30 protein-coding genes are annotated in these 23,768 nt (G+C 27.4%); 20 read left to right on the top strand and 10 right to left on the bottom strand.

The genetic code is table 11. From position 1 onward, the window contains the following. The first annotated feature begins 152 nt into the window (after window positions 1–152). The 11 genes from BT997_RS08155 to BT997_RS08205 all read left to right on the top strand — a co-directional run bounded on the left by BT997_RS08155 (window position 153) and on the right by BT997_RS08205 (window position 12,224). Entirely contained in the window at window positions 153–1,112 is a 960-nt protein-coding gene (locus tag BT997_RS08155; RefSeq protein ID WP_072681077.1) for an SPOR domain-containing protein, read from the top strand. Between the two features lie 12 nt (window positions 1,113–1,124). Next, window positions 1,125–2,534 carry an anthranilate synthase component I family protein gene (locus tag BT997_RS08160; RefSeq protein ID WP_072681079.1) on the top strand — a complete coding sequence of 470 codons (1,410 nt, stop codon included), beginning with the start codon at window positions 1,125–1,127 and terminating at the stop codon, window positions 2,532–2,534. Window positions 2,535–2,544: 10 nt separating this feature from the next. Beyond that, a complete protein-coding gene (locus tag BT997_RS08165; RefSeq protein ID WP_072681080.1) occupies window positions 2,545–3,321 on the top strand; it encodes a pyridoxine 5'-phosphate synthase in 777 nt (258 codons plus the stop codon). Next, complete coding sequence (gene pdxA, locus BT997_RS08170; protein WP_072681082.1) at window positions 3,318–4,253, top strand: 4-hydroxythreonine-4-phosphate dehydrogenase; 936 nt, start codon at window positions 3,318–3,320, stop codon at window positions 4,251–4,253. The genes BT997_RS08165 and pdxA overlap by 4 nt, the downstream gene beginning before the upstream one ends. Further along, window positions 4,250–5,317: an AAA family ATPase gene (locus BT997_RS08175; RefSeq protein ID WP_072681084.1), complete on the top strand. Its 1,068-nt coding sequence runs from the start codon at window positions 4,250–4,252 to the stop codon at window positions 5,315–5,317. Before pdxA ends, BT997_RS08175 begins: the two co-directional genes overlap by 4 nt. Before the next feature lie 67 nt (window positions 5,318–5,384). Continuing rightward, a complete protein-coding gene (pyrH, locus tag BT997_RS08180; RefSeq protein WP_072681086.1) occupies window positions 5,385–6,092 on the top strand; it encodes a UMP kinase in 708 nt (235 codons plus the stop codon). Between the two features lie 15 nt (window positions 6,093–6,107). After that, complete coding sequence (locus BT997_RS08185) at window positions 6,108–6,323, top strand: DNA-directed RNA polymerase subunit omega (protein ID WP_174247217.1); 216 nt, start codon at window positions 6,108–6,110, stop codon at window positions 6,321–6,323. Window positions 6,324–6,362: 39 nt separating this feature from the next. Further along, entirely contained in the window at window positions 6,363–8,501 is a 2,139-nt protein-coding gene (locus BT997_RS08190; protein WP_072681090.1) for a bifunctional (p)ppGpp synthetase/guanosine-3',5'-bis(diphosphate) 3'-pyrophosphohydrolase, read from the top strand. A gap of 16 nt (window positions 8,502–8,517) precedes the next feature. After that, window positions 8,518–9,726: a tyrosine--tRNA ligase gene (gene tyrS / locus BT997_RS08195; protein ID WP_072681093.1), complete on the top strand. Its 1,209-nt coding sequence runs from the start codon at window positions 8,518–8,520 to the stop codon at window positions 9,724–9,726. 10 nt (window positions 9,727–9,736) lie between these two features. Then, window positions 9,737–10,819 carry a nitronate monooxygenase gene (locus tag BT997_RS08200; protein ID WP_072681095.1) on the top strand — a complete coding sequence of 361 codons (1,083 nt, stop codon included), beginning with the start codon at window positions 9,737–9,739 and terminating at the stop codon, window positions 10,817–10,819. 73 nt (window positions 10,820–10,892) lie between these two features. Beyond that, window positions 10,893–12,224, top strand: a complete 1,332-nt coding sequence (locus BT997_RS08205; protein ID WP_174247218.1) for an N-acetylmuramoyl-L-alanine amidase — start codon at window positions 10,893–10,895, stop codon at window positions 12,222–12,224. Here the strand turns inward: BT997_RS08205 and BT997_RS08210 are convergent. The 5 genes from BT997_RS08210 to BT997_RS08230 all read right to left on the bottom strand — a co-directional run bounded on the left by BT997_RS08210 (window position 12,187) and on the right by BT997_RS08230 (window position 15,242). After that, entirely contained in the window at window positions 12,187–12,630 is a 444-nt protein-coding gene (locus BT997_RS08210) for an NUDIX domain-containing protein (RefSeq protein WP_072681099.1), read from the bottom strand. The genes BT997_RS08205 and BT997_RS08210 overlap by 38 nt on opposite strands. After that, window positions 12,630–13,697, bottom strand: a complete 1,068-nt coding sequence (locus BT997_RS08215) for an LptF/LptG family permease (protein WP_072681101.1) — start codon at window positions 13,695–13,697, stop codon at window positions 12,630–12,632. Before BT997_RS08215 ends, BT997_RS08210 begins: the two co-directional genes overlap by 1 nt. Beyond that, entirely contained in the window at window positions 13,698–14,249 is a 552-nt protein-coding gene (gene pth / locus BT997_RS08220; protein WP_072681103.1) for an aminoacyl-tRNA hydrolase, read from the bottom strand. Between the two features lie 6 nt (window positions 14,250–14,255). Beyond that, window positions 14,256–14,792, bottom strand: a complete 537-nt coding sequence (locus BT997_RS08225; protein ID WP_072681105.1) for a 50S ribosomal protein L25/general stress protein Ctc — start codon at window positions 14,790–14,792, stop codon at window positions 14,256–14,258. A 78-nt stretch (window positions 14,793–14,870) separates the two neighbouring features. Beyond that, a complete protein-coding gene (locus BT997_RS08230; protein ID WP_258239460.1) occupies window positions 14,871–15,242 on the bottom strand; it encodes a c-type cytochrome in 372 nt (123 codons plus the stop codon). 73 nt (window positions 15,243–15,315) lie between these two features. Between BT997_RS08230 and folD the strand changes: the two genes are divergently transcribed. The 8 genes from folD to BT997_RS08265 all read left to right on the top strand — a co-directional run bounded on the left by folD (window position 15,316) and on the right by BT997_RS08265 (window position 20,276). Continuing rightward, window positions 15,316–16,176 (top strand): bifunctional methylenetetrahydrofolate dehydrogenase/methenyltetrahydrofolate cyclohydrolase FolD, encoded by an 861-nt coding sequence (gene folD / locus BT997_RS08235; RefSeq protein WP_072681107.1) that lies wholly within the window; start codon window positions 15,316–15,318, stop codon window positions 16,174–16,176. Further along, window positions 16,176–16,961: a signal peptidase I gene (gene lepB / locus BT997_RS08240; RefSeq protein ID WP_072681110.1), complete on the top strand. Its 786-nt coding sequence runs from the start codon at window positions 16,176–16,178 to the stop codon at window positions 16,959–16,961. Before folD ends, lepB begins: the two co-directional genes overlap by 1 nt. Window position 16,962: 1 nt before the next feature. Next, entirely contained in the window at window positions 16,963–17,412 is a 450-nt protein-coding gene (gene rpiB, locus BT997_RS08245; protein WP_072681111.1) for a ribose 5-phosphate isomerase B, read from the top strand. 13 nt (window positions 17,413–17,425) lie between these two features. Continuing rightward, window positions 17,426–17,548 carry a hypothetical protein gene (locus tag BT997_RS15710; RefSeq protein WP_258239461.1) on the top strand — a complete coding sequence of 41 codons (123 nt, stop codon included), beginning with the start codon at window positions 17,426–17,428 and terminating at the stop codon, window positions 17,546–17,548. Then, the gene (locus tag BT997_RS08250; RefSeq protein ID WP_072681113.1) at window positions 17,548–18,774 is read left to right on the top strand and encodes an HD domain-containing protein; all 1,227 of its coding nucleotides are present in this window, start codon (window positions 17,548–17,550) and stop codon (window positions 18,772–18,774) included. The genes BT997_RS15710 and BT997_RS08250 overlap by 1 nt, the downstream gene beginning before the upstream one ends. Window positions 18,775–18,836: 62 nt before the next feature. Then, window positions 18,837–19,484, top strand: a complete 648-nt coding sequence (locus BT997_RS08255) for a LysE family translocator (RefSeq protein ID WP_072681114.1) — start codon at window positions 18,837–18,839, stop codon at window positions 19,482–19,484. 69 nt (window positions 19,485–19,553) lie between these two features. After that, complete coding sequence (locus BT997_RS08260; protein WP_072681116.1) at window positions 19,554–19,859, top strand: hypothetical protein; 306 nt, start codon at window positions 19,554–19,556, stop codon at window positions 19,857–19,859. Between the two features lie 3 nt (window positions 19,860–19,862). Further along, window positions 19,863–20,276, top strand: a complete 414-nt coding sequence (locus BT997_RS08265) for a hypothetical protein (RefSeq protein ID WP_072681118.1) — start codon at window positions 19,863–19,865, stop codon at window positions 20,274–20,276. A 34-nt stretch (window positions 20,277–20,310) separates the two neighbouring features. Here BT997_RS08265 and BT997_RS08270 read toward each other — a convergent pair whose 3' ends face one another. The 5 genes from BT997_RS08270 to nth all read right to left on the bottom strand — a co-directional run bounded on the left by BT997_RS08270 (window position 20,311) and on the right by nth (window position 22,872). Further along, window positions 20,311–20,592, bottom strand: a complete 282-nt coding sequence (locus BT997_RS08270) for a hypothetical protein (RefSeq protein ID WP_072681120.1) — start codon at window positions 20,590–20,592, stop codon at window positions 20,311–20,313. A gap of 74 nt (window positions 20,593–20,666) precedes the next feature. After that, window positions 20,667–21,425 (bottom strand): M48 family metallopeptidase, encoded by a 759-nt coding sequence (locus tag BT997_RS08275; RefSeq protein WP_072681122.1) that lies wholly within the window; start codon window positions 21,423–21,425, stop codon window positions 20,667–20,669. After that, window positions 21,425–21,859, bottom strand: coding sequence for a YbjQ family protein (locus tag BT997_RS08280; RefSeq protein ID WP_072681124.1), 435 nt, complete (start codon window positions 21,857–21,859; stop codon window positions 21,425–21,427). Before BT997_RS08280 ends, BT997_RS08275 begins: the two co-directional genes overlap by 1 nt. A gap of 1 nt (window position 21,860) precedes the next feature. Next, window positions 21,861–22,172, bottom strand: coding sequence for a YbjQ family protein (locus BT997_RS08285; RefSeq protein WP_072681126.1), 312 nt, complete (start codon window positions 22,170–22,172; stop codon window positions 21,861–21,863). A 46-nt stretch (window positions 22,173–22,218) separates the two neighbouring features. Further along, window positions 22,219–22,872 (bottom strand): endonuclease III, encoded by a 654-nt coding sequence (gene nth / locus BT997_RS08290; protein ID WP_072681128.1) that lies wholly within the window; start codon window positions 22,870–22,872, stop codon window positions 22,219–22,221. A gap of 676 nt (window positions 22,873–23,548) precedes the next feature. Between nth and BT997_RS08295 the strand changes: the two genes are divergently transcribed. After that, complete coding sequence (locus BT997_RS08295) at window positions 23,549–23,752, top strand: hypothetical protein (protein WP_072681131.1); 204 nt, start codon at window positions 23,549–23,551, stop codon at window positions 23,750–23,752. The last annotated feature ends 16 nt before the right edge of the window (window positions 23,753–23,768 follow it).

Below are 23,768 nucleotides of genomic sequence, written 5' to 3' on the forward strand. Positions count from 1 at the left end.
GATGATATTGAAAATACTCAATTACAATCTTCTATTAAAGAAGAGTTAAAAGCTTTAGCTCGTAATTTTGTTATTTACAATCATTCGACTTATTAGGATTTAGAAACTAAATTCAAAGACAATTATAAAACTTGTTAACTTAAGGATATTTTATGGAAATTAGAGGCGAAGAATTTATAAAAAAAGTTCAACTTAAACAAGAAAAAGAAGAGATTGAACAAAGATTAAATGAAATAAACAATGCTGAGTCAATCTATGAGGAACCTGAAAAAACAGTTCCTCCTAGACTTGATAGAGAAATTGAGATTCAAGAAGAACAAGAATACAGTGATATCATGCTTGGTAAATCTCCAACTTCTAATGAAATAAATAAGAAAAAATACCTAGTACTTGGTTTAATTTTAGTAATTTTATTTTTATTAACAATCATAATCATTCGCCTATTAAATAATGATTCTACAAAAGATGACTCTTTTTCTAAATCTCAAAACACAGCTAGTGAAAAAGTTTTAGAAAATGAGAATATTGAAGAACAATATCAAAAAATCATAAATGAAAAATTAAAAAATATAAAAAATGAAAATGAAAAAGAAGTAATCAAAGAAGAAAAAATTGATGAAAAACTAAATCTTCAAAAAATTGAAGAAAAAGAGATTGAAGAAGCAGTTAAAGAAGCAAAACCAGATGTTTTTGAAATAAAAAAGACTGAACCAATCTATGTTCCTCCAAAGAAAAAAGCTTTAGTTGAACCTAAAATAGAAAAAAAAGTTGAGAAAGAAAAGCCAAAACCAATCGTAAAAAAAGAAGTTAAAAAAACTACACCAGTAGTTAAAAAGGCTACTCCTAAGCCGGCTAAAAACTCAAGTATAACAACTTCACCAAAAGGGACATTTGTTCAAGTTGGAGCATTCTCAAAAATGCCAAATAACAAATATCTTAGTGATATAACAAAAAAAGGTTTCAAATATAAAGTATATAAAGTAACAATTAACAATAAATTGTTTCACAAAGTATTAATTGGGCCATATCAATCAAGAGGACAAGCAAAATTAGCAACAGAAAATATTAAGAAAAAACTAAATATTTCTGGAGCATTTATATTAACATTTTAAGGCAAATTATTAATGCAATTTTATTCAAAAGAACTTTTTCTAGATCAATTCACTCCTGTTTCGATCTACGAAAAAGTTAAAAACTTATATAAAAATGAAATCACTTTTTTATTTGAAAGTACAATCAATTCTGCTGATGGGAACTACTCATTTATAGCTATTGGGGAACGTGAAAGAGTTTGGTACGAAAACAATACCTGTTTCTATAAAAATGAAGAAGGAACTGTAAAAGAAGTAGAATCAAATCCACTTAAATTTTTACAAAAATATTATAAAGAGTTTGATAAGCAATTTTATAAACAAAAAGCTGCCGAACTTGGAATTGGTTTAGTTGATGGATTCATTGGCAATATCGGTTATGATATTGGAAAAGAGTTTGAACCAAAACTAAAAGAGTCTATGAATAATTTAATAGACCAATTAAATATTCCAGATTTAGATCTAATAAGGCCAAATATTGTTTTAGGATTTTCTCATAAAACTTCTAAATTAATTATGGTTACTTCAGTTGATTCTAAAAAAGATGATTTAGAAAGAATTGAAAAAGAGTTATTTACTCCATATACATACACACCACTTAAAAAAGCAACTTTGATAGATGAAGGAAAATTCAATTTTACAAAAGAAGAGTTTTTTCAAATGGTTGCAAAATCTAAAGAAATGGTACGTTCAGGTGATGTATTTCAAATTCTTATGTCAAATAGATTTATACAAAAAGCAAAAGTAGACCACTTAAGTTTTTATCGAGCATTAAGAAGTAAAAACCCTAGTCCATATCTATTTTTCTTAGAATATGAAAACTTTTCAATTGCAGGAAGTTCTCCAGAAGTTATGATAAAACTTGTAGATGGACATTTACTTTTAAGACCAATTGCAGGAACAAGAAAAAGAGGGAAAACTTTAGATAAAGATATCGAAATGGAAATCGAACTAATAAATGATGTAAAAGAAAGAGCAGAACATCTAATGTTAGTTGATTTAGGACGTAATGATATTGGACGGGTTGCACGTCCTGGGACAGTAAAAGTTACTGATTTAATGAGAATAGAAAGATACTCACATGTAATGCATATTGTCTCAGATGTTGAAGCTATTATTGATGAAAAATATGACATGTTTGATTTATTTGCTGCTACATTTACAGCGGGAACTATGACAGGAGCTCCAAAAATTAGAGCAATGGAATTAATTGCCCAATTTGAAGGAATAAAAAGAAATTTCTATTCAGGAAGTATTGCATATTTTGGATTTGATGGAAATATGGATAGTGCAATTACTATTAGAACTACAATGCTTACAGAAGATAAAGTAATTTTCCAAGCAGGAGCAGGAGTAGTAGCTGATAGTAAACCAGAAGATGAGTATTTAGAAGTACATAACAAACTTGCTGCAAATATTGCAACATTAAATGATTTAGCATAAAGGATTAAAATTGTTACTTGGAGTAAATATTGACCATATTGCAGTATTAAGAGAAGCTAGAAAAATAAATGACCCAAATCCACTTGATGCACTTGGAATTTGTAAACTTGGGGGCGCTGATCAAATTACTATTCATTTAAGAGAAGATAGACGTCATATACATGATAATGATGCAAAGGTTATAATAGAGCAATCTTCTTTACCAGTAAACCTAGAATGTGCAATTGATGAAGAGATTATTGATATTGTATGCAAATTAAAACCAGCAAGAGCAACACTTGTTCCAGAAAAAAGAGAAGAAGTTACAACAGAAGGTGGTTTAGATTTAGAAGGAAGTTTTGATAGAATTAAAAAAGCTGTAAAAAAACTTCATGAAAATGAAATTGAAGTATCACTTTTTATTGACTCAGATAAAAACATGATTGAATTAAGTTCAAAATTAAAAGTTGAATGGATTGAGCTTCATACAGGAGCTTTTGCAAATATTTATGCAATGCTTCATGGAAACCTTTCAAACTCTCACCATAGTATTAAAGAGTTAGAATTACCTAGAAATGAATTAAAGAAACTACTAAACAACAGTAGAAAAGAGATAAAAAAAGCTGCTAGTTTAGCACAAGAACTTAATCTAAAAGTTGCTGCAGGACATGGATTAAATTATCAAAATGTTACAAAAATTTCTTCAATTAAAACAATAGAAGAGTTAAATATAGGGCAAAGTATTATTGCAAGATCTGTATTTACAGGACTTGAAACAGCAATAAAAGACATGAAAGAACTTATATGAACCAAAAGCCTAACATAGCAATATCTGTAGGTGATTTAAACGGTATAGGCATAGAAATTGCATTAAAATCCCATGAAAAAATATCTACATTATGTAATCCCATTTACTGTATAAATAAAGATATGCTAAAAAAAAGTTCTAAACTTTTAGAAATATCTATTCCAAAAGATTTTAAAACATATAATATCAAAGGTGATTTTGAAATTAAACCAGGGCAAGTTTCTAAACGAGCTGGAAGATTTTCATATGACTCATTTATGGAAGCTATTAATTTAGCAAATAAAGAAAAAGTTTCAGCTATTGTTACTTTACCAATAAACAAAGAATCATGGAACAAAGCTAATATCAAATATAAAGGGCATACTGAAGTATTAAGAGACTTTTTTGGGAAAAATGCAATTATGATGTTAGGCTGTAAAAAAATGTTTGTATCTTTATTTACAGAGCATATAGCTTTAAAAAAAGTTGCTAAAAAAATAGACGAAAAAGATTTAACTCAATTTTTACTAGATTTTTACAAAAGCGTAAAAGCTAAAAAAATCGGTGTATTAGGATTAAACCCTCATGCAAGTGACAATGGTGTTTTAGGTGATGAAGAAGTAGAAATATTCAAAGCAATTAGAAACGCAAATAAAAAACTGAAGAAAGATATTTTCAAAGGGCCTATGGTTCCAGATACAGCGTTTTCACCAATGTCAAGAAAAAACTATAAATACTTTGTAGCAATGTATCATGATCAAGGATTAGCACCATTAAAAGCTTTATATTTTGATCAAAGTATAAATGTAAGTCTAAATCTTCCTATAATAAGAACTTCAGTTGATCATGGAACTGCTTTTGATATAGCTTATAAAAATGATAGAAAGTTAAATACAAAAAGTTATATAAATGCAATCAAAGAAGCTATTATTCTATATGAAAATAGAAAATGACTACTCTTGAATTTTGCCATGAACTAGAATTCTCAAAAATAAACTTTATTGAAAGAAAAATAAAGATAAACCATCCACGAACTATTATAACTGGACCTCCAAAATCTGGTAAAAGTTTTTTAATATTTGATTACTTATCAAACTACAATCAAGAAGATTATATTTATATAGATTTTAGTGATTATAGAAATGAAAAAGATGAAATTGAAAAAAACTTAGAAGAGTATGTTTTTAGAAATAAAATCAAAGTTATTGTTTTAGAAAACTTTGAATTTGATTTTAAAATACCTTTTTGTGAAAGTGTAATAATATCCACAAAACTAGATACAACTTTAAAAGGTTATAAAAAATTATTTCTAACTCCTTTAGATTTTGAAGAGTATTTATTACATGATAAAAAAAATCAAAATATTACACAAACATTTAATAACTATTTGAAAAATGGAAATCTTCCAGGTGTTGTTAATATTGATGAAATACATACTTTTAATAGATTACATGATTTAATAATACTTATAAATAAAGACAAAACATCTCAAGAGATACTAAAGATATTATTTCTAAATATTGATGAAAAAAAGTCCTTAAATCAGCTATATTTAGCCCTTAAAAATAAAATTAAAATATCAAAAGATAAATTTTATGAAGAGTGTAAATATTTTGAAAAAAATAAAATTGTCTATTTTATTGAAAAATATGAACAAAAAAAAGCAACTAAAAAAATATACTCTTATAATCCTGCATTTTTAAGTGCAATTACACATAAAAAGAAATTTAAAAATGAGTTAACAAATATTATCTTTTGTGAATTAATTAATAAATACAAAGATATATATTATTTAGACTATATAGATTTTTTTATACCTTCAAAAAAACTTGCAATAGTTTCAATCCCATTTTTTAACTCTTTTATGATGCAATCTCAATTAAAAAAAATTTATAAGATTGTAGATGAATATAAAATAAAAGAACTTTTTATTATCACAGTATCAAATGATGAGCAATTTTTTCATCAAAATATAGAAGTAAATGTTTTGCCATTTTATGAATGGTCATTAAGCTAATATGATATTAATTAACTATTTTTTTAGGAATTTTTAGATAAAATCGCACAATAATTAAAGGAACACTATGAATAAAAGAGTACTAGTAAAATTTTCTGGTGAAGCGTTAGCTGGTGATGAGGGTTACGGTATAAACACTCAAATCTTAGATTATATTGCCGAAGAGATTAAAGATTTAGTAAATAATGATATTGAAGTTGGAATAGTTATTGGTGGAGGAAACATTGTTCGTGGTGTTACTGCTGCTGCTGATGGTGTTATTAAAAGAACAAGTGCTGACTATATGGGTATGTTAGCTACTGTTGTAAATGGTATTGCTATGCAAGAAGCCTTAGAACATAAAGGTTTGAGTGCAAGATTACAAACAGCTATTAAAATGGAACAAATTGCTGAACCATTTATTGTAAGAAAAGCTATGAGACACTTAGAAAAAGGTCGAGTTGTAATTTTCAGTGCTGGTACAGGGAACCCTTACTTTACAACTGATACTGCTGCAACATTAAGAGCAACAGAAATTGATGCTTCAATGTTAATTAAAGCAACAAAAGTTGATGGTATTTATGATAAAGACCCTATGAAGTTTGAAGATGCGGTTAAATTAGATACAATTTCTTATGACCAAGCATTAGAAGACCATATTAAAGTTATGGATGATACTGCAATTGCTTTAGCAAAAGATAATCAACTGCCAATAGTTGTTGCTAATATGAATGAAAAAGGGAACTTATTAAGTATAATCAAGGGTGATTATACAAAATGTTCAATTGTAAAATAATATAAAAGGAATATAATGAGATTAGAAGAACGAATGTCAAAAGCTTTAAAAAGAACAAATAACGATAGATATATTCTTGCTATTGCTGTTGGGCAAAGAGCAGATGAATTAAGTAAAGGTGCAAAACCTTTATTAGAACAAAATACACAAAATATGAAATATACTGATATTGCAATTGATGAAATTGCAGAAGGTCTTTTAAAGATTGAAGGATTAGTAAATAAAGAATAATTGTAAAAGTAAAATTTTTTACAATTATTAAGGGAAAGAATGGATCCTTTTATTCAAAAAATAGAGAGCATCAACAATATTGATGATGCTGTCTCACTTCTGCAAAATGAAGCTAGTATTACTCCAAAACTTCAAGAAATTGTTGATTTCACAATCCAAGCACATGAAGGTCAGTTTAGGAAAAGCGGTGAACCTTATTGTGTTCATCCAATATTAGTTGCCTCTATTGCTTCACACTTTTCAAACGAAGAAGATATTATTGCAACTGCACTTTTACATGATGTTGTAGAAGATACAAAATATGATTTAGATTTTGTAAAGAATAAATGGGGTGAAGACATTGCTCATATGGTTGATGGTCTTACAAAAATTGATGAAATTAGAGAGCATGAATTAATACCTTCAAGTTCAAATAAAAAATTACTATCTTCAGCAATGACTTTTAGAAAAATGCTTATTGCATCAATTGATGATGTAAGAGTTTTAGTAGTAAAACTTTGTGATAGACTTCATAATATGTTAACACTAGCAGCTTTGCCTGCAAATAAACAACTAAGAATAGCAGAAGAGACTCTTGTAGTTTATGTTCCAATTGCTCATAGACTCGGTATATCAACAGTTAAAAATACGCTTGAAGACTTAGCATTTTTTTATATATACCCAGAAGAATATAAAAGAATTGATGATTTTATAAAAGAACATCAGCATGCAATACAACTTACATTTAATAAGTTTATATCATCAACAAAAAATCTATTAGAAAAAAATGGTTTTGATTTAAATAAAGTTCAAATATTTTCTAGAATAAAACACTATTACTCTATATATTTAAAAATGCAAAGAAAAGGTGTAAGTATGGATGAAGTACTTGACCTTTTTGCAATTAGGATTTTAGTAGATAATGATATTGACTGTTATAAAATCTTAGGATTTTTACACTTAGAATATAAACCTTTGATTTCTAGATTTAAAGATTATGTATCAACTCCAAAAGAGAATGGTTATCAAACTATTCATACAACAGTATTTTACAATTCAAAAATTTATGAAGTTCAAATCAGAACTTTTGAAATGAATAAAGTTGCAGAATATGGGATTGCTGCTCACTGGATGTATAAAAGTGGAGCAAAACAGCAACCAAATCTTAATTGGCTTAAGTCATTAGAATACTCAAATGACAATATTGAAGAATTTTATGCAGATACAAAAGAAGATCTTTATTCTGAAGAAATTGTAGTATATTCACCACACGGAGATACTTTTAATTTGCCTAGAGGTTCTACTGCCTATGACTTTGCATATGCAGTTCATACTGATGTTGGGAAAAATGCCATAGAGTGTTATATTAATAAAGTGAAAAAACCACTTTTAACAGAACTACATAGTTCTGATATTGTAGCTATTAAAACTGTTGATTATGCAATTCCTAGATGTTCATGGAATGATATGGTTAAAACAAACCGAGCAAAAAAACAAATAAGACTTTTATGTTCTCAAAGACAAAAAGAAATTGATGAGTTAAGTGGAAGAAATATTGTTAATACAGTTTTTTCAAAATATATCAAAAATATAACATCAATAATAAAAACTGATTCTTTACATAAAATACCTCAAATACTTGATTATTTTAAACACGTTAAACATCAAATTGAGAAAAAAATCATTAAAGAACAAGGTTTTGTAGCTAGATTTAAAATATATACAAGTAAAATCAAAAAACATAAATTTGACAATATACTTATATATTCGAATTTTAGTATAAATTCTGTATCATTTGACCACTGTTGCCACCCCAAATTTGCCGATGAAATCGTAGCTTTTAAGGATGGAAATAAAGCTTTAATTCATCACAAAATGTGTGATAAAGCTTATAAAAAAATCATGTCTACAGATGATATGCTATTTTGTAAATGGACAAAAGACACTTTGTATCATTATAAAATGGTTGTAAGTTTACCAAATACTAAAGGTGAATTAGCAAGATTATTAAGTTATATGAGCCAATATGAAGGATATATTCTATCTGTTGATTATGGTAGAGAAAAACATTCATATAGACAATATTGTGATATAGAATTTGAAGTAAATAATTCAAATATAGAAGAAGTAAGAAGAATCATCGAGAAAAAAGCAAAAGTAATTGAGTTTTTTTCAAAAAAAGATGCATATAATAAATAGGAAGAGAAGAGGATAAATGGAAGAGAAAATCAAAGAGGCCCTAGCTGAAATACAAAGAGGAACAGCTGAAATAATTGATTTAGAAGGTATTGAAAAATTATTAAAGAACTATTATGAAAATGGTGTTAACTTCTACGTCAAAGCAGGTTTTGATCCTACTGCACCTGATTTACATTTAGGACATACTGTACTTATTCAAAAGCTTGCTACATTCCAAAGATTTGGAGGAATTGTTCAATTTCTTATAGGAGATTTTACTGCAACAATAGGTGATCCTACAGGTAAAAGTGAAACAAGAAAAGTTTTAAGTGAAAATGATGTTCTAGAAAATGCGAAATCATATAAAGAACAAGTATTTAAAATTTTAGACCCAGAAAAAACTGAAGTAATGTTTAACTCTAAATGGTTAAAAGAATTAGGAACAGGAGGAATGATTTCACTTGCGTCAAACTTAACAGTTGCAAGAATGCTTGAACGTGATGATTTTGCTAAAAGATATGCATCAAACACTCCAATTGCAGTAAGTGAATTTACATATCCATTACTTCAAGGTTATGATTCAGTTGCTATGAATACGGATATAGAACTTGGAGGAACAGACCAGAAGTTTAATTTACTTATGGGAAGAACTTTACAAAAAGCTTATAATACTGGAAAACAACAAGCAGTATTAATGATGCCAATTCTTGAAGGATTAGATGGAATTCAAAAAATGTCAAAATCCTTAAATAATTATATTGGTGTAACAGATGAAGCTTTTGATATGTTTGGAAAGGTACTATCTATTTCAGATGAACTTATGTGGAGATATTTTGAACTTCTTTCAACTAGATCTTTAAAAGAGATTGAGCAATTACAAGAAGGTGTGAAAAATAAAACTTTACATCCAAAAGATGTAAAAGATTCTCTTGCTATTGAAATTGTTGATAGATTTCATGGAGAAGGTTCAGGGGAAACTGCAAAAGCAGAGTTTAAAAAAGTATTTGCAAAAAAAGATATACCAACAGATATACCAGAATATGAACTTGAAAGTGGTATTTGGATTTGTCAAGCTTTAGTTGATAGTAAATTAGTTAATTCAACTTCACAAGCAAGACGTGATGTAAAAGCAAATGCAGTTAGTTTAAATCAAGAAAAAGTAAATGATGATAAACTAAATTTAGAAGCTGGGGAATACATTTTACAAAAAGGTAAAAAGAATTTCGCTAAGATAATAATAAAATAAAAGGCCAGTTTTGAAAATAGGAAAATATGAAATAAAACATCCAATTATACAAGGTGGAATGGGTGTTGGAATTAGCTGGGACCAATTAGCTGGAAATGTTAGTAAAGAAGGTGGCCTTGGAGTTATCTCTTCAGTAGGTACTGGTTATTACCGAAATAAAAGTGAAAATGTACATGTTGAAATGAGAAAAGATAAACCAAAAGATGTTATGAACTTTTACTCTAGAGATTCTTTTTTTGAAATTGTAGAAAATGCAAGAAAAATTTGTGGAGATGCTCCTTTAGCTTGTAATATTTTATATGCATGTAATGACTATGGAAGAATGGTAAAAGATGCTTGTGAAGCAGGTATAAATATTATCATTACAGGAGCTGGATTACCTACAAATATGCCAGAATTTACACAAAATTACCCAGAAGTTGCACTAGTTCCAATTGTATCTTCTGCACGTGCTTTAAAGCTAATCTGTAAAAAATGGAAAAAATATAACAAAGTTCCAGATGCAATTATTGTTGAGGGTCCTTTAAGTGGTGGACACCAAGGATTTAAATATGAAGACTGTTTTAAAGAAGAGTTCCAATTAGAGAATATTGTAGGTCCAGTTATTGAAGAATCAAAAAATTGGGGTGAAGATATTCCAATTATCGCAGCAGGTGGAATTTGGGATAAAAATGACATTGATAAATTTATTGACATGGGTTGTACTGGAGTACAAATGGCAACAAGATTTATTGGAACATTTGAATGTGATGCCGATGCTACATTAAAGAATGTATTATTAAATGCAAAAGAAGAAGATATTAAATTAGGAAAATCTCCTGTAGGATTACCAGCAAGAAGAGTTGTTACTAATTTACAAACTTCAATAGAAAATGATACTGCACCAAAAGTACAATGTATTTCGAACTGTGTTGCACCATGTAATAGAGGTGTAGAAGCGAAAGCCGTTGGATATTGTATTGCTGATAGATTGGGTGCTGCCTACCAAGGTGATTTAGATACAGGACTTTTCTTTACTGGTTCAAATGGTTATAAATTAAATAAAATCATTTCTGTTCATGAATTAATGGAAAAACTAACAAAAGGAGAATAAAATTTTTAATAAATTTATTCTCCTAGTTCTTCTATTTTTATCTTTTAACTTTCTTCATGCAAATGAAAACTTATTGCGTGAATATAATAATGCTCGAGTAGGATATTTAAAAGCTGTCCTAAATAATAATCAAGACTTAGAAATAAAAAACCTAAAGATTCTAGTTTCATCTGGAAAGAAATTAAAAAAAAATATTACTAAATATGAAAAAGAGTTAAAGAAATACAACGGTACAATCAATAATAAATCAAGAATAGAACCTATAAAAATAACAAAGCCTATTAAAATTAAGAAGATTACTAAAATAAAAAAACCTAAAATTTCTAAAATAGATACAAATAAATCACAATATACAATAAAATCAGTAGTTTCAAAAGATAATAAAATCACTATAGAATTTAATACAAATATAACAAAAGACTATGTAAGATTTTTCGAAAAAAAAGTCAAAAATGCAAATCAAGATATATATGATATAAAAGGACGTTTTAAAGATGCACATCCTACAAAATTAAGAATATCTGGTGTAAAACAAATTGTTATAAAACAAGAGAAATACAACACTCTTAGAATTTTATTTGAGGATAAAATAAATCTAAAAACGGTATATAGTGTAAATAAAAAAAGACTTACAATAAGTGTATTAAACTTAAAAAACAAATCATCAAAAAAAAGTACAAGTAAAGCAAAAATATCAAAATCTCCAAAAGTTATTAAAACTGGTCAAAATAGAGTCATAGTACTTGATGCAGGACATGGAGGGAAAGATGTTGGTGCAGTTGGAAAAGGAAAGAGATATGAAAAAGTTGTTGTATTTAAAGTAACCAAATACTTAGAGTCTATTTTAAAAAAAAGAGGCTATAAAGTTTATTTAACAAGAAACAATGACCGATTTATAAAAGTAAAAAATAGAACTATATTGGCAAATAAAAAGAAAGCTGATATATTTTTATCTATCCATGCAAATGCAGCACACAAAAGTAGAATTCATGAAGCAAGAGGAATAGAAACATTTTTTCTAAGTCCTGCAAGAAGTGAGAGAGCAAAAAGAGTTGCAGCAAAAGAAAATAAATCAGATATAAGAACAATGAGTTATTCAACAAAAAATGTATTTTTAGAATCTTTAAATAGACCAAGAATAACAGCTTCGCAAAAACTTGCTATTGATACACAAAGAAATATACTATTTACTGCAAGATCATTATATAAAGATGCTGTGGATGGTGGAGTTAGAGAAGGTCCTTTTTGGGTTCTAGTTGGAGCTCAAATGCCATCAATTTTAATTGAGATTGGTTATATATCACATAAAGAAGAAGGTCGAAGATTATACGAGACTAGGTATCAAAAAAAATTAGCTCTTGGTATTGCTAATGGAATTGATTCTTATTTTGCAAAAAATCCTTAATCTCAGAGACTAATTCAATTTGTTTCTTTTTTATATTAGGTAACTCTTTTATATCAAAAAATTTAACTTTTGAGTTTTCCCATGACAAATAATTATCATGTAATTTTTCATCTAAAAAGTAATCGTCAAGACCTTTTATTTTATTAGCATTTACAATCCAAATACCAACATCTTTTTCATTATTCTCTTGATAAAAATAGTCTTCAAAAAGATAAGTTTCTACTTTAATTGAACACTCTTCATGAAACTCTCTTTTTGCACACTCTTTTGCAGTTTCAGTTCCACTTTGCATACCTTTTAAACAACCCCATTTATCAAGGCTTTTTACAGACTTACATAACAAAACTTTAATAGATTTTTTTTCTATCTTATAAAGTAAAATTCCATATGCTTTTATCTTTTCCATTATATTTTATTCTTTTTCCTATAAATTATAAATGATATCAAGAACCACCCTAGCATTGGCAATAATAATGAAAATTCTGGTTTCATTACACCACTATTTGAAAACTTATATAACATAAAGAAAACACCCCAAACTATTAATGTTCCAAAAATAGAAAATGATGTAAAAGAACCAATATTAAAAAATCTTCTATTATATGAAGTATACACAAAAATAAGCATTATCAAGGGTAAAATAAAAAGGGGAATTACAATTTCATAATAAATTGCAGCTCTAATTTTATCTGTATTAACATTTTGTTTTGACAATAAATCTAAAGCTGAAATAGCATCAATAATTGAAAAACTAGACTTTTCTTCATATACATTATCCAAAATTTTTGGTTTAAACCCTTCTAATGTATTTAAAAATTTTTCATATCTTACTTCTAATTTAGAAGTTTCAAAATTTAACTCTTTTGGTTTCTTTACTATTTTTGCATCTACAACATACCATTTATCATTTTGAAAATAGGCTTTCTTAGCAATAATTGTTTCAACAATGTCATCATCTTTTATTTTATAAATATGAATATCTTCTGCTTGTTTTTTAAGAGGTAATAACTTTTTAAAGTAAATATAATTATCATCATATTTTAAAAAAATATCTGATTTTGTATTTGTAAAATAATTTCCATCTAAAATTTTCTTTTTCTGTTCATAAGAATAAGCCATAGGAGTCATTTGTATTGACATAAGAACTAATAACAAGACAACTGAAACTAATACAACTGGTGAATAAATATTAAATCTCTTCGCACCTAAAGATGTAAAAGCAACTAACTCATTGTTTCTCACAAATATAACTAAGGTTAAAATCCAACCAAAGACTAAAGATAATGGCAAAGTAAGTGTTAGTGTAAAAAATCCATTATACATTAAGTATAAAAGTTGTAAGTTGGCAGAACTAGGCAAGTCTTTAGAGTTTTGTAAAAAATCCATTCCAACAAAAAAAAGTTGTAAAGATACTAAAACAATAATAAAATTTAATAGATATTTTTTTAAAATATATTTGGTTAATATGCTCATTTATTTCAATGTAAATTTTGATTTTACTTCAACAATATCATCACTTTTAAGTGCATCTATTGCTTTAATAGTATGAGAGATTATACCTTCTAATTTATTTAATTCTTCTTTTGAAAAGTTTGATAATACATAATTTGCTACATCTGCTTTATTTTCTGGTTTACCAATACCAATTCGAACTCTTATATAATCTTTTCCTATATGAGAATCAATTGATCTTAAACCATTGTGTCCGCCATGGCCACCACCAATTTTAAACTTTACAGTTCCAAATGGTAAATCTAAATCATCATGTATTACAATAATATCTTCCATATCAATTTTATAATATTCTTTGATAGAAACTATACTATCACCTGAGTGATTCATATAAGTTTTTGGTTTAACAAATAAGTTGTATCCTGATTTTAAAACATCTGCTTGAAAGTTAGCTTTGTTTATATTTGAAGTTGTAAGACTTTTAGTTATCTCATCGATAACTAAAAAGCCTACATTGTGCCGTGTTAATTGGTATCTTTCACCAATATTGCCAAGACCTACTATTAAATGCATTACTAATTACTTAGCTTTAATAACACCTACAACAGGAACTCTTGGGTCTAAGAAACACTCAACACCTTCTGGCATTACTAAATCTCTTACTAAGATTGAGTGACCAGTATCAAGGTCAGCTACTTGTAAGTTGAAAGCTTGTGGTAAGTTTTCAATTGTACATTTAACTGGAACTCTCTTTTTATGGTAAATGAAAAGACCTTTATTTTTAAGACCTTTTGGTGTACCTTCAACAGCTACAGGAACTTTATAAGAAGTTCTTACACCTGGTTGAGCAACCATTAAATCAACATGTAATAAATCAGAAGTAATTGGACATTTTTGATACTCTTGTACTACTACTTTTAAAACTGTTCCACTAACATTTACATCAAATGCAATTGTTTCTTTATTTCTTAAATATTTAATGAAATCATTCTTTTTGAATGCTGCACTAACGTTTTCTAAACCTTTTCCGTAGATATTTGCTACTAAGTAACCATCTCTTCTTAAAGTTTTAGTTGCTTGTTTTGTCATACTATCTCTTACGATACCCTCTAACATAACGATCCTTTGTGTTTTTATTTGAGGCGTGATTATATAAAAAGTTTTATAAAAGTTAGTTTAATGAAACTATAAGTTTTATTTTTTATTTATGTTTTTAATATAATAATAAAGAGATTTTAATTCATCATCAGTTAAAAAATACGTAGGCATTACTTTTGATTCAGTTTTATCAGCTTTCATTTTTTCTACAAATTTCTCAAAACTTACTTTATTTATTGCCGGTACAACAATTGATTTTTCTACAAGTTTTTTTGTTTTTTTATCTATTTCTTTATACTTAGCAATGACTACACTTTTATCTGCTTTTTTATGACATTTAATACAACCAACACCTCTTGGATTTTTATAAAGCATTTCACCATATTCAAGTTGAGTGATAAAAGAATTATCTATCTCTTGAGCAGTAGAAAAAGAGACTAAAAAGAACATCAAAAGAAGGTGTTTCAATCTTAACCTTTATGTAAAAAAATTTTGGATATTATATCAACCTAAAATTAAATAAATATGAGGCTAAAAATCAATGACAGTACTTGACGGTAAAGCATTATCAAATAAAATAAAAGAAGAAGTAAAAGTTGAAGTTGAAGAACTTCAAAATAAAACACATATTACTCCAGGACTAGCTGTAATTTTAGTAGGGAATGACGCAGCAAGTGCAACTTACGTAGGGATGAAAGCAAAATCATGTAAAAATGCAGGAATTTATTCTGTTGTACATGAAATGCCAGATACAATTTCACAAAATGAAATATTAGATATTATTGACAGAATGAATAAAAATCCAAACCTCGATGGAATTTTAGTTCAACTACCACTACCTCCACAAGTTGATACAACAACTATCTTAGAAGCAATTGACCCACAAAAAGATGTTGATGGTTTCCATCCATACAATGTAGGAAGAATGGTATCTAACCTTGATGCATTTTTACCAGCAACACCTTTTGGTGTTATGAGAATGCTTGAAGAGTACAACATTGATTTAGTTGGAAAAAATGTATGTATCATTGGAGCATCTGATATAGTTGGAAAACCAATGGCAGCACTTATGATAAATGCAAAAGCTACTGTTCAAGTTTGTAACTCAAAAACTAAAGATTTAAAATCACATACACTAAATGCAGATATTCTAATAGTTGCAGCAGGAAGAGTAAATTTAGTATCAGAAGATATGGTAAAAGAAGGTGCAATTGTTGTTGATGTTGGTATTAATAGATTAGAAAGTGGAAAGCTTGTTGGTGATGTTGATTATGAAGCTTGTAAAGATAAATGTTCATACATTACTCCTGTACCTGGGGGAGTTGGTCCAATGACTATCGCAATGCTTTTAAAGAATACAGTTAAAGCTGCAAAATTAAGAGAAAAAAGAGAAAATAATTAATGTTAAGAAAACTATATAACTGGTCTAGTTCATGGACTGGTACAATTGTAATTGTTCTAACAATTATATTTTTTATTGCACAAGCATTTGTTATTCCAAGTGGAAGTATGAAAAATACTTTACTAATAGGTGACATGCTTTTTGTTAAGAAATTTTCATATGGAGTTCCAACGCCAAGAATACCATGGATTGAATTACAAGTATTACCTGATTTTAATGATAATGGACATTTAATAGAAGGCAATAGGCCAAAACGTGGAGATATTGTAGTATTTAGATATCCAAAAAATGACTCGATTCATTACGTAAAAAGAGCTGTTGCAACTGGTGGTGATATTATTATGTTAAATAATAAAGATCTGTATTTACATCCAGTAGAAGGGAATGAATACGTTAAAGAAAACTACCCAAAAGAGAATATTGTAGAAGCTGGTGGAAAACTTTTTGTCAAAAACCCTTATAAACTTGAACACCCAGGTATTCATAATGACCCTAAAGTAGTAAAAGATGGATTACAACCTTATCAACTATTTGATATGAGACCTATTCAAATACCTGAAGATGAAACTTTTATGATGGGAGATAATAGAGACCATTCTAATGACTCAAGATTTTGGGGAACAGTTCCGTATAAATATGTAGTAGGTAAACCTTGGTTTATTTATTTCTCATGGAGTAAAGACAAAGTTATTAGATGGGATAGAGTTTTTAGAACTGTTAGTAGTTTAGAAGAAGATATGTCTGGAAAAGAATTAGAAATCAACCATGAAAAAGGAATTTATTAAAATGAAATATTTTATAGCAGCTGACCATGCAGGTATTGATATTAAAGCTTATGTAAAAGAACTATTCGAAGCAAGAGGTCATGAAGTAATTGACTTAGGACCAAATACTAAAGATAGAGTTGATTATCCAGATTTTGCTGCAAAACTTTGTAAAGAGGTATTATCAAATGAAAATAGCAAAGGTATTTTAATTTGTGGTTCAGGTATTGGCATGTCAATGGCAGCAAATAAATTTGATGGAATTAGAGCTGCACTTTGTCATAACGAATACTCAGCACAAATGGCAAGAGAACACAATGATGCAAATGTTATTTGTCTAGGAGAAAGAGTTTCTGGATTTGGTATAGTTGAAGCTATTATTGATGCATGGGATAAAGCCTCTTTCGAAGGTGGAAGACATGAAGGCAGAGTAGAAAAAATCAATAAACTTTTTGGAAGTTGTAGAGCTTAAATAAGGAATATTTATGAGAGAACCATGGGTAGCATATGTAGTTGTAGGAGTTGTTGTTGCACTAATGATGCTAGGCAAAAAAATGATGTTCTTTTCTGATGATGGAACAAATAATAAAGACAAAAAAGATAACTAATGATAAACCCTAAGATAATTGATTATGTATTTTCTTCAGCTTCTATTCAAAGGTGGAATGATTATCCACGGATGGTTGAACTAGTTGAATTAGATAAACAAGCTCATAAATTTATTATTGCATATTTTATTGCAAAATTTGAAAAAGATATAAACTATACACACTTGATTGAAGCAGGTATTTATGAATTTTTACGAAGAGTAGTTGTAACAGACATACGTCCAGATGTATTTAGAAATGCTTTACAAAAAAGAGCCAAAGAGATAAATTCTTGGGTTATTGCGAATTTAAATACTTCATTAAAAGATATTGATAACGGAAACTTTTTACAAAAATTTGAAGACTATTTAAATAATCCAAATATGTATAAAAAAGAACGCTTTATATTAAAAGCTGCTTCATATTTATCTACAAAATGGGAGTTCTCAATTGTATATCAAACTTCAGCTTTTCTTTCAGATATTGAAGATGTTAAAAAAAGTGTAGAAGAAGAGATTGAGGATTATTACGAATTAATTGGTGTTCGTAAAATTGCTTTAAATAAAAAGCTTGCAAAAATTGTTGACTTAAGTGGAAGACTTAGATTTCAAAAAAGATGGGCTCAAACACCAAGAGTTCCAGAAACATCGGTACTAGGTCACATGCTTACAGTTGCAATATTTTCTTACTTTTATTCACTTGAAGTAAATGCTTGTGATAAAAGGTTAGAAAACAACTTTTTTGTTTCATTATTTCATGATTTACCAGAAGCACTAACTAGAGATATCATTACACCTGTGAAATATTCAGTGGATGACTTATCAGATATAATTGCAGAATATGAAATCAAAAAAATAAATGAAGAAATATTACCAAATATTCCAAACTCGATGCATGATGACTTTTGTTATATCCTAGGTTTATTTGAAGATGGAAAAGATGAATTTGAAAATAGAATCTATGAAAATAAAATTGAAAAAGTTGAAGATGTATCAAAATATAATATGGATAAATACAATGCTATAGATGGTGTAGCACTTAAACAGTGTGATAAACTTTCTGCCTTTGTTGAAGCCTCATTATCTATTTCTCATGGTATAAAATCAAAAGAGTTAGTAAATGGTAAAAAACAAATTATGAAAGGTCTTAAAGAAGTTCAAGGAATAAACTTCTTAGAAATTGCAAAACAAATAGACGAAGAGTTCTGTACTACAGGACAAACTCAAGTTAGAATGGATTTTGATTAATATTTTCATTTGTTTTTTATCATCACTTGATATAATCATATCATTAGAATTATGAGGTTAGTATGATATCAATAGAAGTTTTACTTACATTTACAGCGGCAGCTATGTTAATGAATATTTCCCCTGGTCCATCAAATTTATATGTTATGGCAAGAGCTATTGCTCAAGGTGTAAGAGGTGGTATTGTTGCTGCAATGGGATTAGCTGTTGGTAGTATGATTCATGTATTTGCAACCGTACTTGGATTATCTGCACTTTTTAAATACTCACCAACTCTTTATACTATAGTAAAACTAGCAGGTGCGGCTTATTTAATTTATTTGGGATATTGTTATTGGAAAAATAGTAATTCTATGAATAATGAAAAAGTTATAAAAACAAATACAAAACCATTGATGACTGTTTTTAAAGAGAGTATTATTGTTGAAGTAACAAATCCAAAAACAGCTCTATTTTTTATTGCATTATTACCTCAATTTGTTTCTCCTGAAACTGGGTCAATTTCATTACAACTTTTTATTTTAGGTCTAATTGTAACAATTACGGCAATACCTTGTGATATTCTTGTTGCTATATTTTCTAGTAAAATTTCGTCTTGGTTACTTAAAAATAAAAAAGCGCAAATAATTCAAGAAAGAGTATCTGGTTCAATATTATTTGGAATGGGTTCTTTTATTGTTACAGAGGAAGCAATAGCTGTAAATCATTGATATAATTATCATAGTTTTAATCTAAATATCGGTAAAATCCTATTAAATTTAAAAAATGGATTATAGTTAATGGCAAAGATTACAATTGATGTAAATGATAAAAATTTACCTACAGTTTTAAATATACTTGAAAATTTGAAATCTGAATTAATAACAAACTTATCAGTAGATACAAAAAATAAAGTTAAAAAAGATATTAAACCTGTATCCTCATCTATGGGGAATCAAAGTAATAAAAGATATTTATCTAAAGATGCTTACAAACAAAAATTAAATCAAAAACCTGAAGAAGATGAATTTTTACCTAAAACTACTTCAACAGGTAAGTATTTATCAGCAAATGATTTTAAAAACAGATTAAAAAAAAGGAAATAGATTATGCAAATTATGGTATTTGCTTTAGTATTAATTGCATTAGCTGCATTTATAATATATAAAGTTAACAATAAATTCGAAACTAAAGAGATTGTTATTTTATTATCAGTCGTTATTATTACAATTATAACAGTAGTTTTTTTATCAAATAAACAAGAAGAAATAGTACCAAAGATTTTTAAAGAAAAGTATGAGAAAGAAAAAAATGTAAATATTTTAAAATTGTCATTTGAGAGATTGAACAATAAAAATGTTAGTTCAAAAGTTAATTTTCTTTATACTTTTGACTATATTATTAAAAAAGATGGAAAAGAATTATTTTGTACTGCTAAGGAAGTTAGAGTTAAAAAAATTGAAGATGAATATATTTTTGAAAATTTAAATACATTAAAAGAAGATTGTAATACAAAACAGTGATATAAAAAATATATAGAAAAGGTATATACCTTTTCTATGCTCCACCACCTACTTCAGACTTTAAATCACCATGAATGTCATTATGAGGAATACTATCATTAACATCCTCTGCTTTACGTAAAGCATCAATCACATCTTCTAAATTTTCATAAGGAATTTCAATTAATCCTGTTCTTTTACCATTTTCAACTCTATGAATTCTTGCAACAGGACTACTAAATTCACCATATGGTTTTTCCACATGTGTAATAGTGATTTTGTCTTCTCTAAAATACTGTGATAATACAACATCTTTAACTTTTATATATTCAGCCATGAACTTATCCTTATATTAAATTTTATAGTATATTATATCATAAAGTTTATTATAAGTTTAAGTTAGATTTAAATTTAATTTTTTTGTTTAAGACTATTGATTATAGACTCTATATTTTCAATCCTATTTAAAGGATGAGGATGTGTGGCAAATATATATGAAAATTCACTACTTTTATCTATATTATTTATTCTTTCAAAAAAGCTCTTAGCGTCTGTCATATCTTTTAGAGAACAGAACATCAAATTCAAACCATTTTTATCAGCTTCAAACTCCTGTTCTTTTGAATATTTAGAATTTGTTATTTGAAAGGAACTACTTGATAAAAAATTCATATCACTAGGTAAAATTAAGTTCAATCCCATCATTACGATACTTTGTCCAAATCTTTTTAAATGATCTTTATTTATATAGTGTCCTAATTCATGACCTAGAATAAAATATAGTTCATTATCACTTTTTGCATTTTTTAGAAGTTCAGAAGTTACTATTATAGTTCCACCAGGTAAAGCAAATGCATTTTGTATATCAGATTCTAAAACTCTTACTTTTAAATCATTTTTTAAAGAAGTACATAATTTTAAATCTTCAAGAATTTTACTAAGTTTTTTATCTTCAGTTGTATTATTAATATCAAAATCTATAAAAGTCAAAAGCTTTTTTTCATTTTCATAGGATAAGTTTGTAACAATTAAATTACTCAAACCAATTAAACTAAAATAGACTATTGCAAATAAAACTAGAAATGAAAACAAAAATTTAAATGTCTCAAAAAAAATATTGTTTTTTGAAACATTTACACTTTCATCAGGTAGCTTTTGGATATATTTCATTAGTAAATAGCTGTACCATAAGCTATAACTTCAACTGAACCTACTCCACCTTTTGCATTTTTTGATATCGAACTAGTTTCTACTTTTACATTCGCTATTTCTTTAGAATCTAAAGCTTGTTCCTTCATTCTTAAAATGGCTTCTCTTCTAGCTCTGTCTAATAATGTTTCATAGGTTTGAATATTTCCACCAAAGAAGTTTACTAATGCTGCGAAAAACTGTTTAAAGTAATCAATTGAAACAACTACATTTCCACTCACAAGTTTCACTTCGTTAATATTTTCTATAGTAGCTCTTTTAAAAGTATGAATAGGTAAAAAAAGATATTCTTCTTCTCTTTTTTTAATTGAAGTAAAATGTCTTCGTTCAGCAATTGAACCAAAAATAAACCCAAGTATAATAAGTACAACAATAATGACTAAATCATAATACATACTAAATCTTTACTGCTGTTCCATACACATATAATTCTGCAGCACCAGAAGATACAGAGGAAGTAGAAAATCTAACGTTGATGATTGCATCAGCACCTAAAGATTGTGCTTGTTCTTCCATTCTTTTTATTGCTTCTTCTCTAGATTCACCAAGAAGCTCAGTATATGCTTTTAACTCACCACCAAAAATATTTTTAATTCCTGATAGCAAATCTTTACCAAAATGTTTAGCCCGAACTGTTGAACCTGACACAATACCTAAATGCTCTTTTATCTCTTTTTCAGGGATATAATCTATATTTGTAATTATCATTTATCTTCCTAATTTATAATTAGGAGAATTATATTAAAGTATCTCTTTATTGGGGTTTAAAAGACTTCGTAGTTTTACATACATGAGGGAATAAACAATTATCACAATCAGGGCTTATAGCTTTACAAGTATACCTTCCAAATAAAACCATGGCTTGATGAAAAATATGTAAATCATCTTTTAGTTTCTTCACTAAATCAGCTTCTGTTTTTTCTACAGTTTTCTCATATGAAAGACCAAGCCTATGAGATACTCTAAAAACGTGTGTATCCACAGCCATAAGATTTGCACCTTCAAACTCAATCATAAATACATTTGCAGTTTTATTTCCAACACCTGCAAGTTTCATAAGCTCTTTTTGAACATGAGGAATATCGCCGCCATAATTAGTAATTACACTTTGAGCCATTTTGATAATATTTTTTGATTTATTATTAAAAAAAGAACATGATTTAAGTAAATCTTTTACATCTTCAAGATTTGCATCTGCAAGTTCAAAAACAGAAGGATACTTTTCAAAAAGTGCGGGAGTTATAATATTTACTCTTTTATCAGTACATTGAGCAGAAAGGATAATTGCAATAAGTAATTCATAATCATTTTTATACTCCAACTCTGTAACAGCATCATTGTATTTTTCTTGAAATGCTTCTTTAATAATCTGAATATCTTCTTTTGTTGCTTTTTTTAATCTTGGCAAGTTTTTCTTCCTATATAAAATGTTTGTAAAATTGTAATGAGTTTTTATTAAAACTAAGTTATACTCTTTTTTATAATTATGGAAATTATAACTAAAGAGATGACCTTTTTAAAGGATGTAATTATTAAAAAAAATTTCTACTTGCTCTTACTACCAAATTTATTACTTGGGGCAGGACAAGGTACTCCATACTATATAAGTATTCCGGGTTTGATACTATCAGTATTTATAATTACACTAATTAAAATAAATTTTTATAAAAAAATTTTTATTTTGAAAAAAATATACCAGTTTAAATTATTCCTCGCATCAAATACAATATCTACAGTAATAATTTTACTTTTAGGAATTTCTTATTTAGTAAATTCTAATACTAACGATATGTTATTCTTAATTCTATTACCACTCATTTTCACAATAATAGAAGTGACTTCTTATAAATATATTTTTAAAAGACCTATTAACTTTACTTTTAAATTAACTATTAACATATTTCTTATTAACTTATTTTGCTTATTAATATTTATTTGTAGTTTATCTTTTTTAATAATTTCATGGACATTAGTCACTTATCAGTAAATAACTTATTATATTAATATAATATGATAAAGTTATGTATAATTACTAATACAATAAAGATAATGTATTTATATGATTTTTATAAAAAAGATATTAAATGATTGAATATAAACCATATATAGAAATGCTATTACTAATAATTCCTATACCTTTTATAATTTATTTAATTCACATTATTTTCAAAGAAAATAAAGAAAAAAATGACAACTCTACCTCATCTAATCATGGAGATGGAAGTAGAGCAAATCCACATAATTATCATTCATGTAATTTCAGTGGTGAAGGAGATTCTGGTTTATAAACAACCTTAGAAAATT

The sequence above is a fragment of the Arcobacter sp. LA11 genome (assembly GCF_001895145.1).
Classification (GTDB): Bacteria; Campylobacterota; Campylobacteria; order Campylobacterales; family Arcobacteraceae; genus Halarcobacter.

What these genes read in the sequence shown, in the direction of transcription:
- BT997_RS08155 (WP_072681077.1), top strand. Translation starts at nt 153, where the DNA reads ATGGAAATTAGAGGCGAAGAATTTATAAAAAAAGTTCAACTTAAACAA.
- BT997_RS08160 (WP_072681079.1), top strand. Translation starts at nt 1,125, where the DNA reads ATGCAATTTTATTCAAAAGAACTTTTTCTAGATCAATTCACTCCTGTT.
- pdxA (WP_072681082.1), top strand. Translation starts at nt 3,318, where the DNA reads ATGAACCAAAAGCCTAACATAGCAATATCTGTAGGTGATTTAAACGGT.
- BT997_RS08175 (WP_072681084.1), top strand. Translation starts at nt 4,250, where the DNA reads ATGACTACTCTTGAATTTTGCCATGAACTAGAATTCTCAAAAATAAAC.
- pyrH (WP_072681086.1), top strand. Translation starts at nt 5,385, where the DNA reads ATGAATAAAAGAGTACTAGTAAAATTTTCTGGTGAAGCGTTAGCTGGT.
- BT997_RS08185 (WP_174247217.1), top strand. Translation starts at nt 6,108, where the DNA reads ATGAGATTAGAAGAACGAATGTCAAAAGCTTTAAAAAGAACAAATAAC.
- BT997_RS08190 (WP_072681090.1), top strand. Translation starts at nt 6,363, where the DNA reads ATGGATCCTTTTATTCAAAAAATAGAGAGCATCAACAATATTGATGAT.
- tyrS (WP_072681093.1), top strand. Translation starts at nt 8,518, where the DNA reads ATGGAAGAGAAAATCAAAGAGGCCCTAGCTGAAATACAAAGAGGAACA.
- BT997_RS08210 (WP_072681099.1), bottom strand. Translation starts at nt 12,630, where the DNA reads ATGGAAAAGATAAAAGCATATGGAATTTTACTTTATAAGATAGAAAAA.
- BT997_RS08215 (WP_072681101.1), bottom strand. Translation starts at nt 13,697, where the DNA reads ATGAGCATATTAACCAAATATATTTTAAAAAAATATCTATTAAATTTT.
- pth (WP_072681103.1), bottom strand. Translation starts at nt 14,249, where the DNA reads ATGCATTTAATAGTAGGTCTTGGCAATATTGGTGAAAGATACCAATTA.
- BT997_RS08225 (WP_072681105.1), bottom strand. Translation starts at nt 14,792, where the DNA reads ATGTTAGAGGGTATCGTAAGAGATAGTATGACAAAACAAGCAACTAAA.
- folD (WP_072681107.1), top strand. Translation starts at nt 15,316, where the DNA reads ATGACAGTACTTGACGGTAAAGCATTATCAAATAAAATAAAAGAAGAA.
- lepB (WP_072681110.1), top strand. Translation starts at nt 16,176, where the DNA reads ATGTTAAGAAAACTATATAACTGGTCTAGTTCATGGACTGGTACAATT.
- rpiB (WP_072681111.1), top strand. Translation starts at nt 16,963, where the DNA reads ATGAAATATTTTATAGCAGCTGACCATGCAGGTATTGATATTAAAGCT.
- BT997_RS15710 (WP_258239461.1), top strand. Translation starts at nt 17,426, where the DNA reads ATGAGAGAACCATGGGTAGCATATGTAGTTGTAGGAGTTGTTGTTGCA.
- BT997_RS08250 (WP_072681113.1), top strand. Translation starts at nt 17,548, where the DNA reads ATGATAAACCCTAAGATAATTGATTATGTATTTTCTTCAGCTTCTATT.
- BT997_RS08255 (WP_072681114.1), top strand. Translation starts at nt 18,837, where the DNA reads ATGATATCAATAGAAGTTTTACTTACATTTACAGCGGCAGCTATGTTA.
- BT997_RS08260 (WP_072681116.1), top strand. Translation starts at nt 19,554, where the DNA reads ATGGCAAAGATTACAATTGATGTAAATGATAAAAATTTACCTACAGTT.
- BT997_RS08265 (WP_072681118.1), top strand. Translation starts at nt 19,863, where the DNA reads ATGCAAATTATGGTATTTGCTTTAGTATTAATTGCATTAGCTGCATTT.
- BT997_RS08270 (WP_072681120.1), bottom strand. Translation starts at nt 20,592, where the DNA reads ATGGCTGAATATATAAAAGTTAAAGATGTTGTATTATCACAGTATTTT.
- BT997_RS08275 (WP_072681122.1), bottom strand. Translation starts at nt 21,425, where the DNA reads ATGAAATATATCCAAAAGCTACCTGATGAAAGTGTAAATGTTTCAAAA.
- BT997_RS08280 (WP_072681124.1), bottom strand. Translation starts at nt 21,859, where the DNA reads ATGTATTATGATTTAGTCATTATTGTTGTACTTATTATACTTGGGTTT.
- BT997_RS08285 (WP_072681126.1), bottom strand. Translation starts at nt 22,172, where the DNA reads ATGATAATTACAAATATAGATTATATCCCTGAAAAAGAGATAAAAGAG.
- BT997_RS08295 (WP_072681131.1), top strand. Translation starts at nt 23,549, where the DNA reads ATGATTGAATATAAACCATATATAGAAATGCTATTACTAATAATTCCT.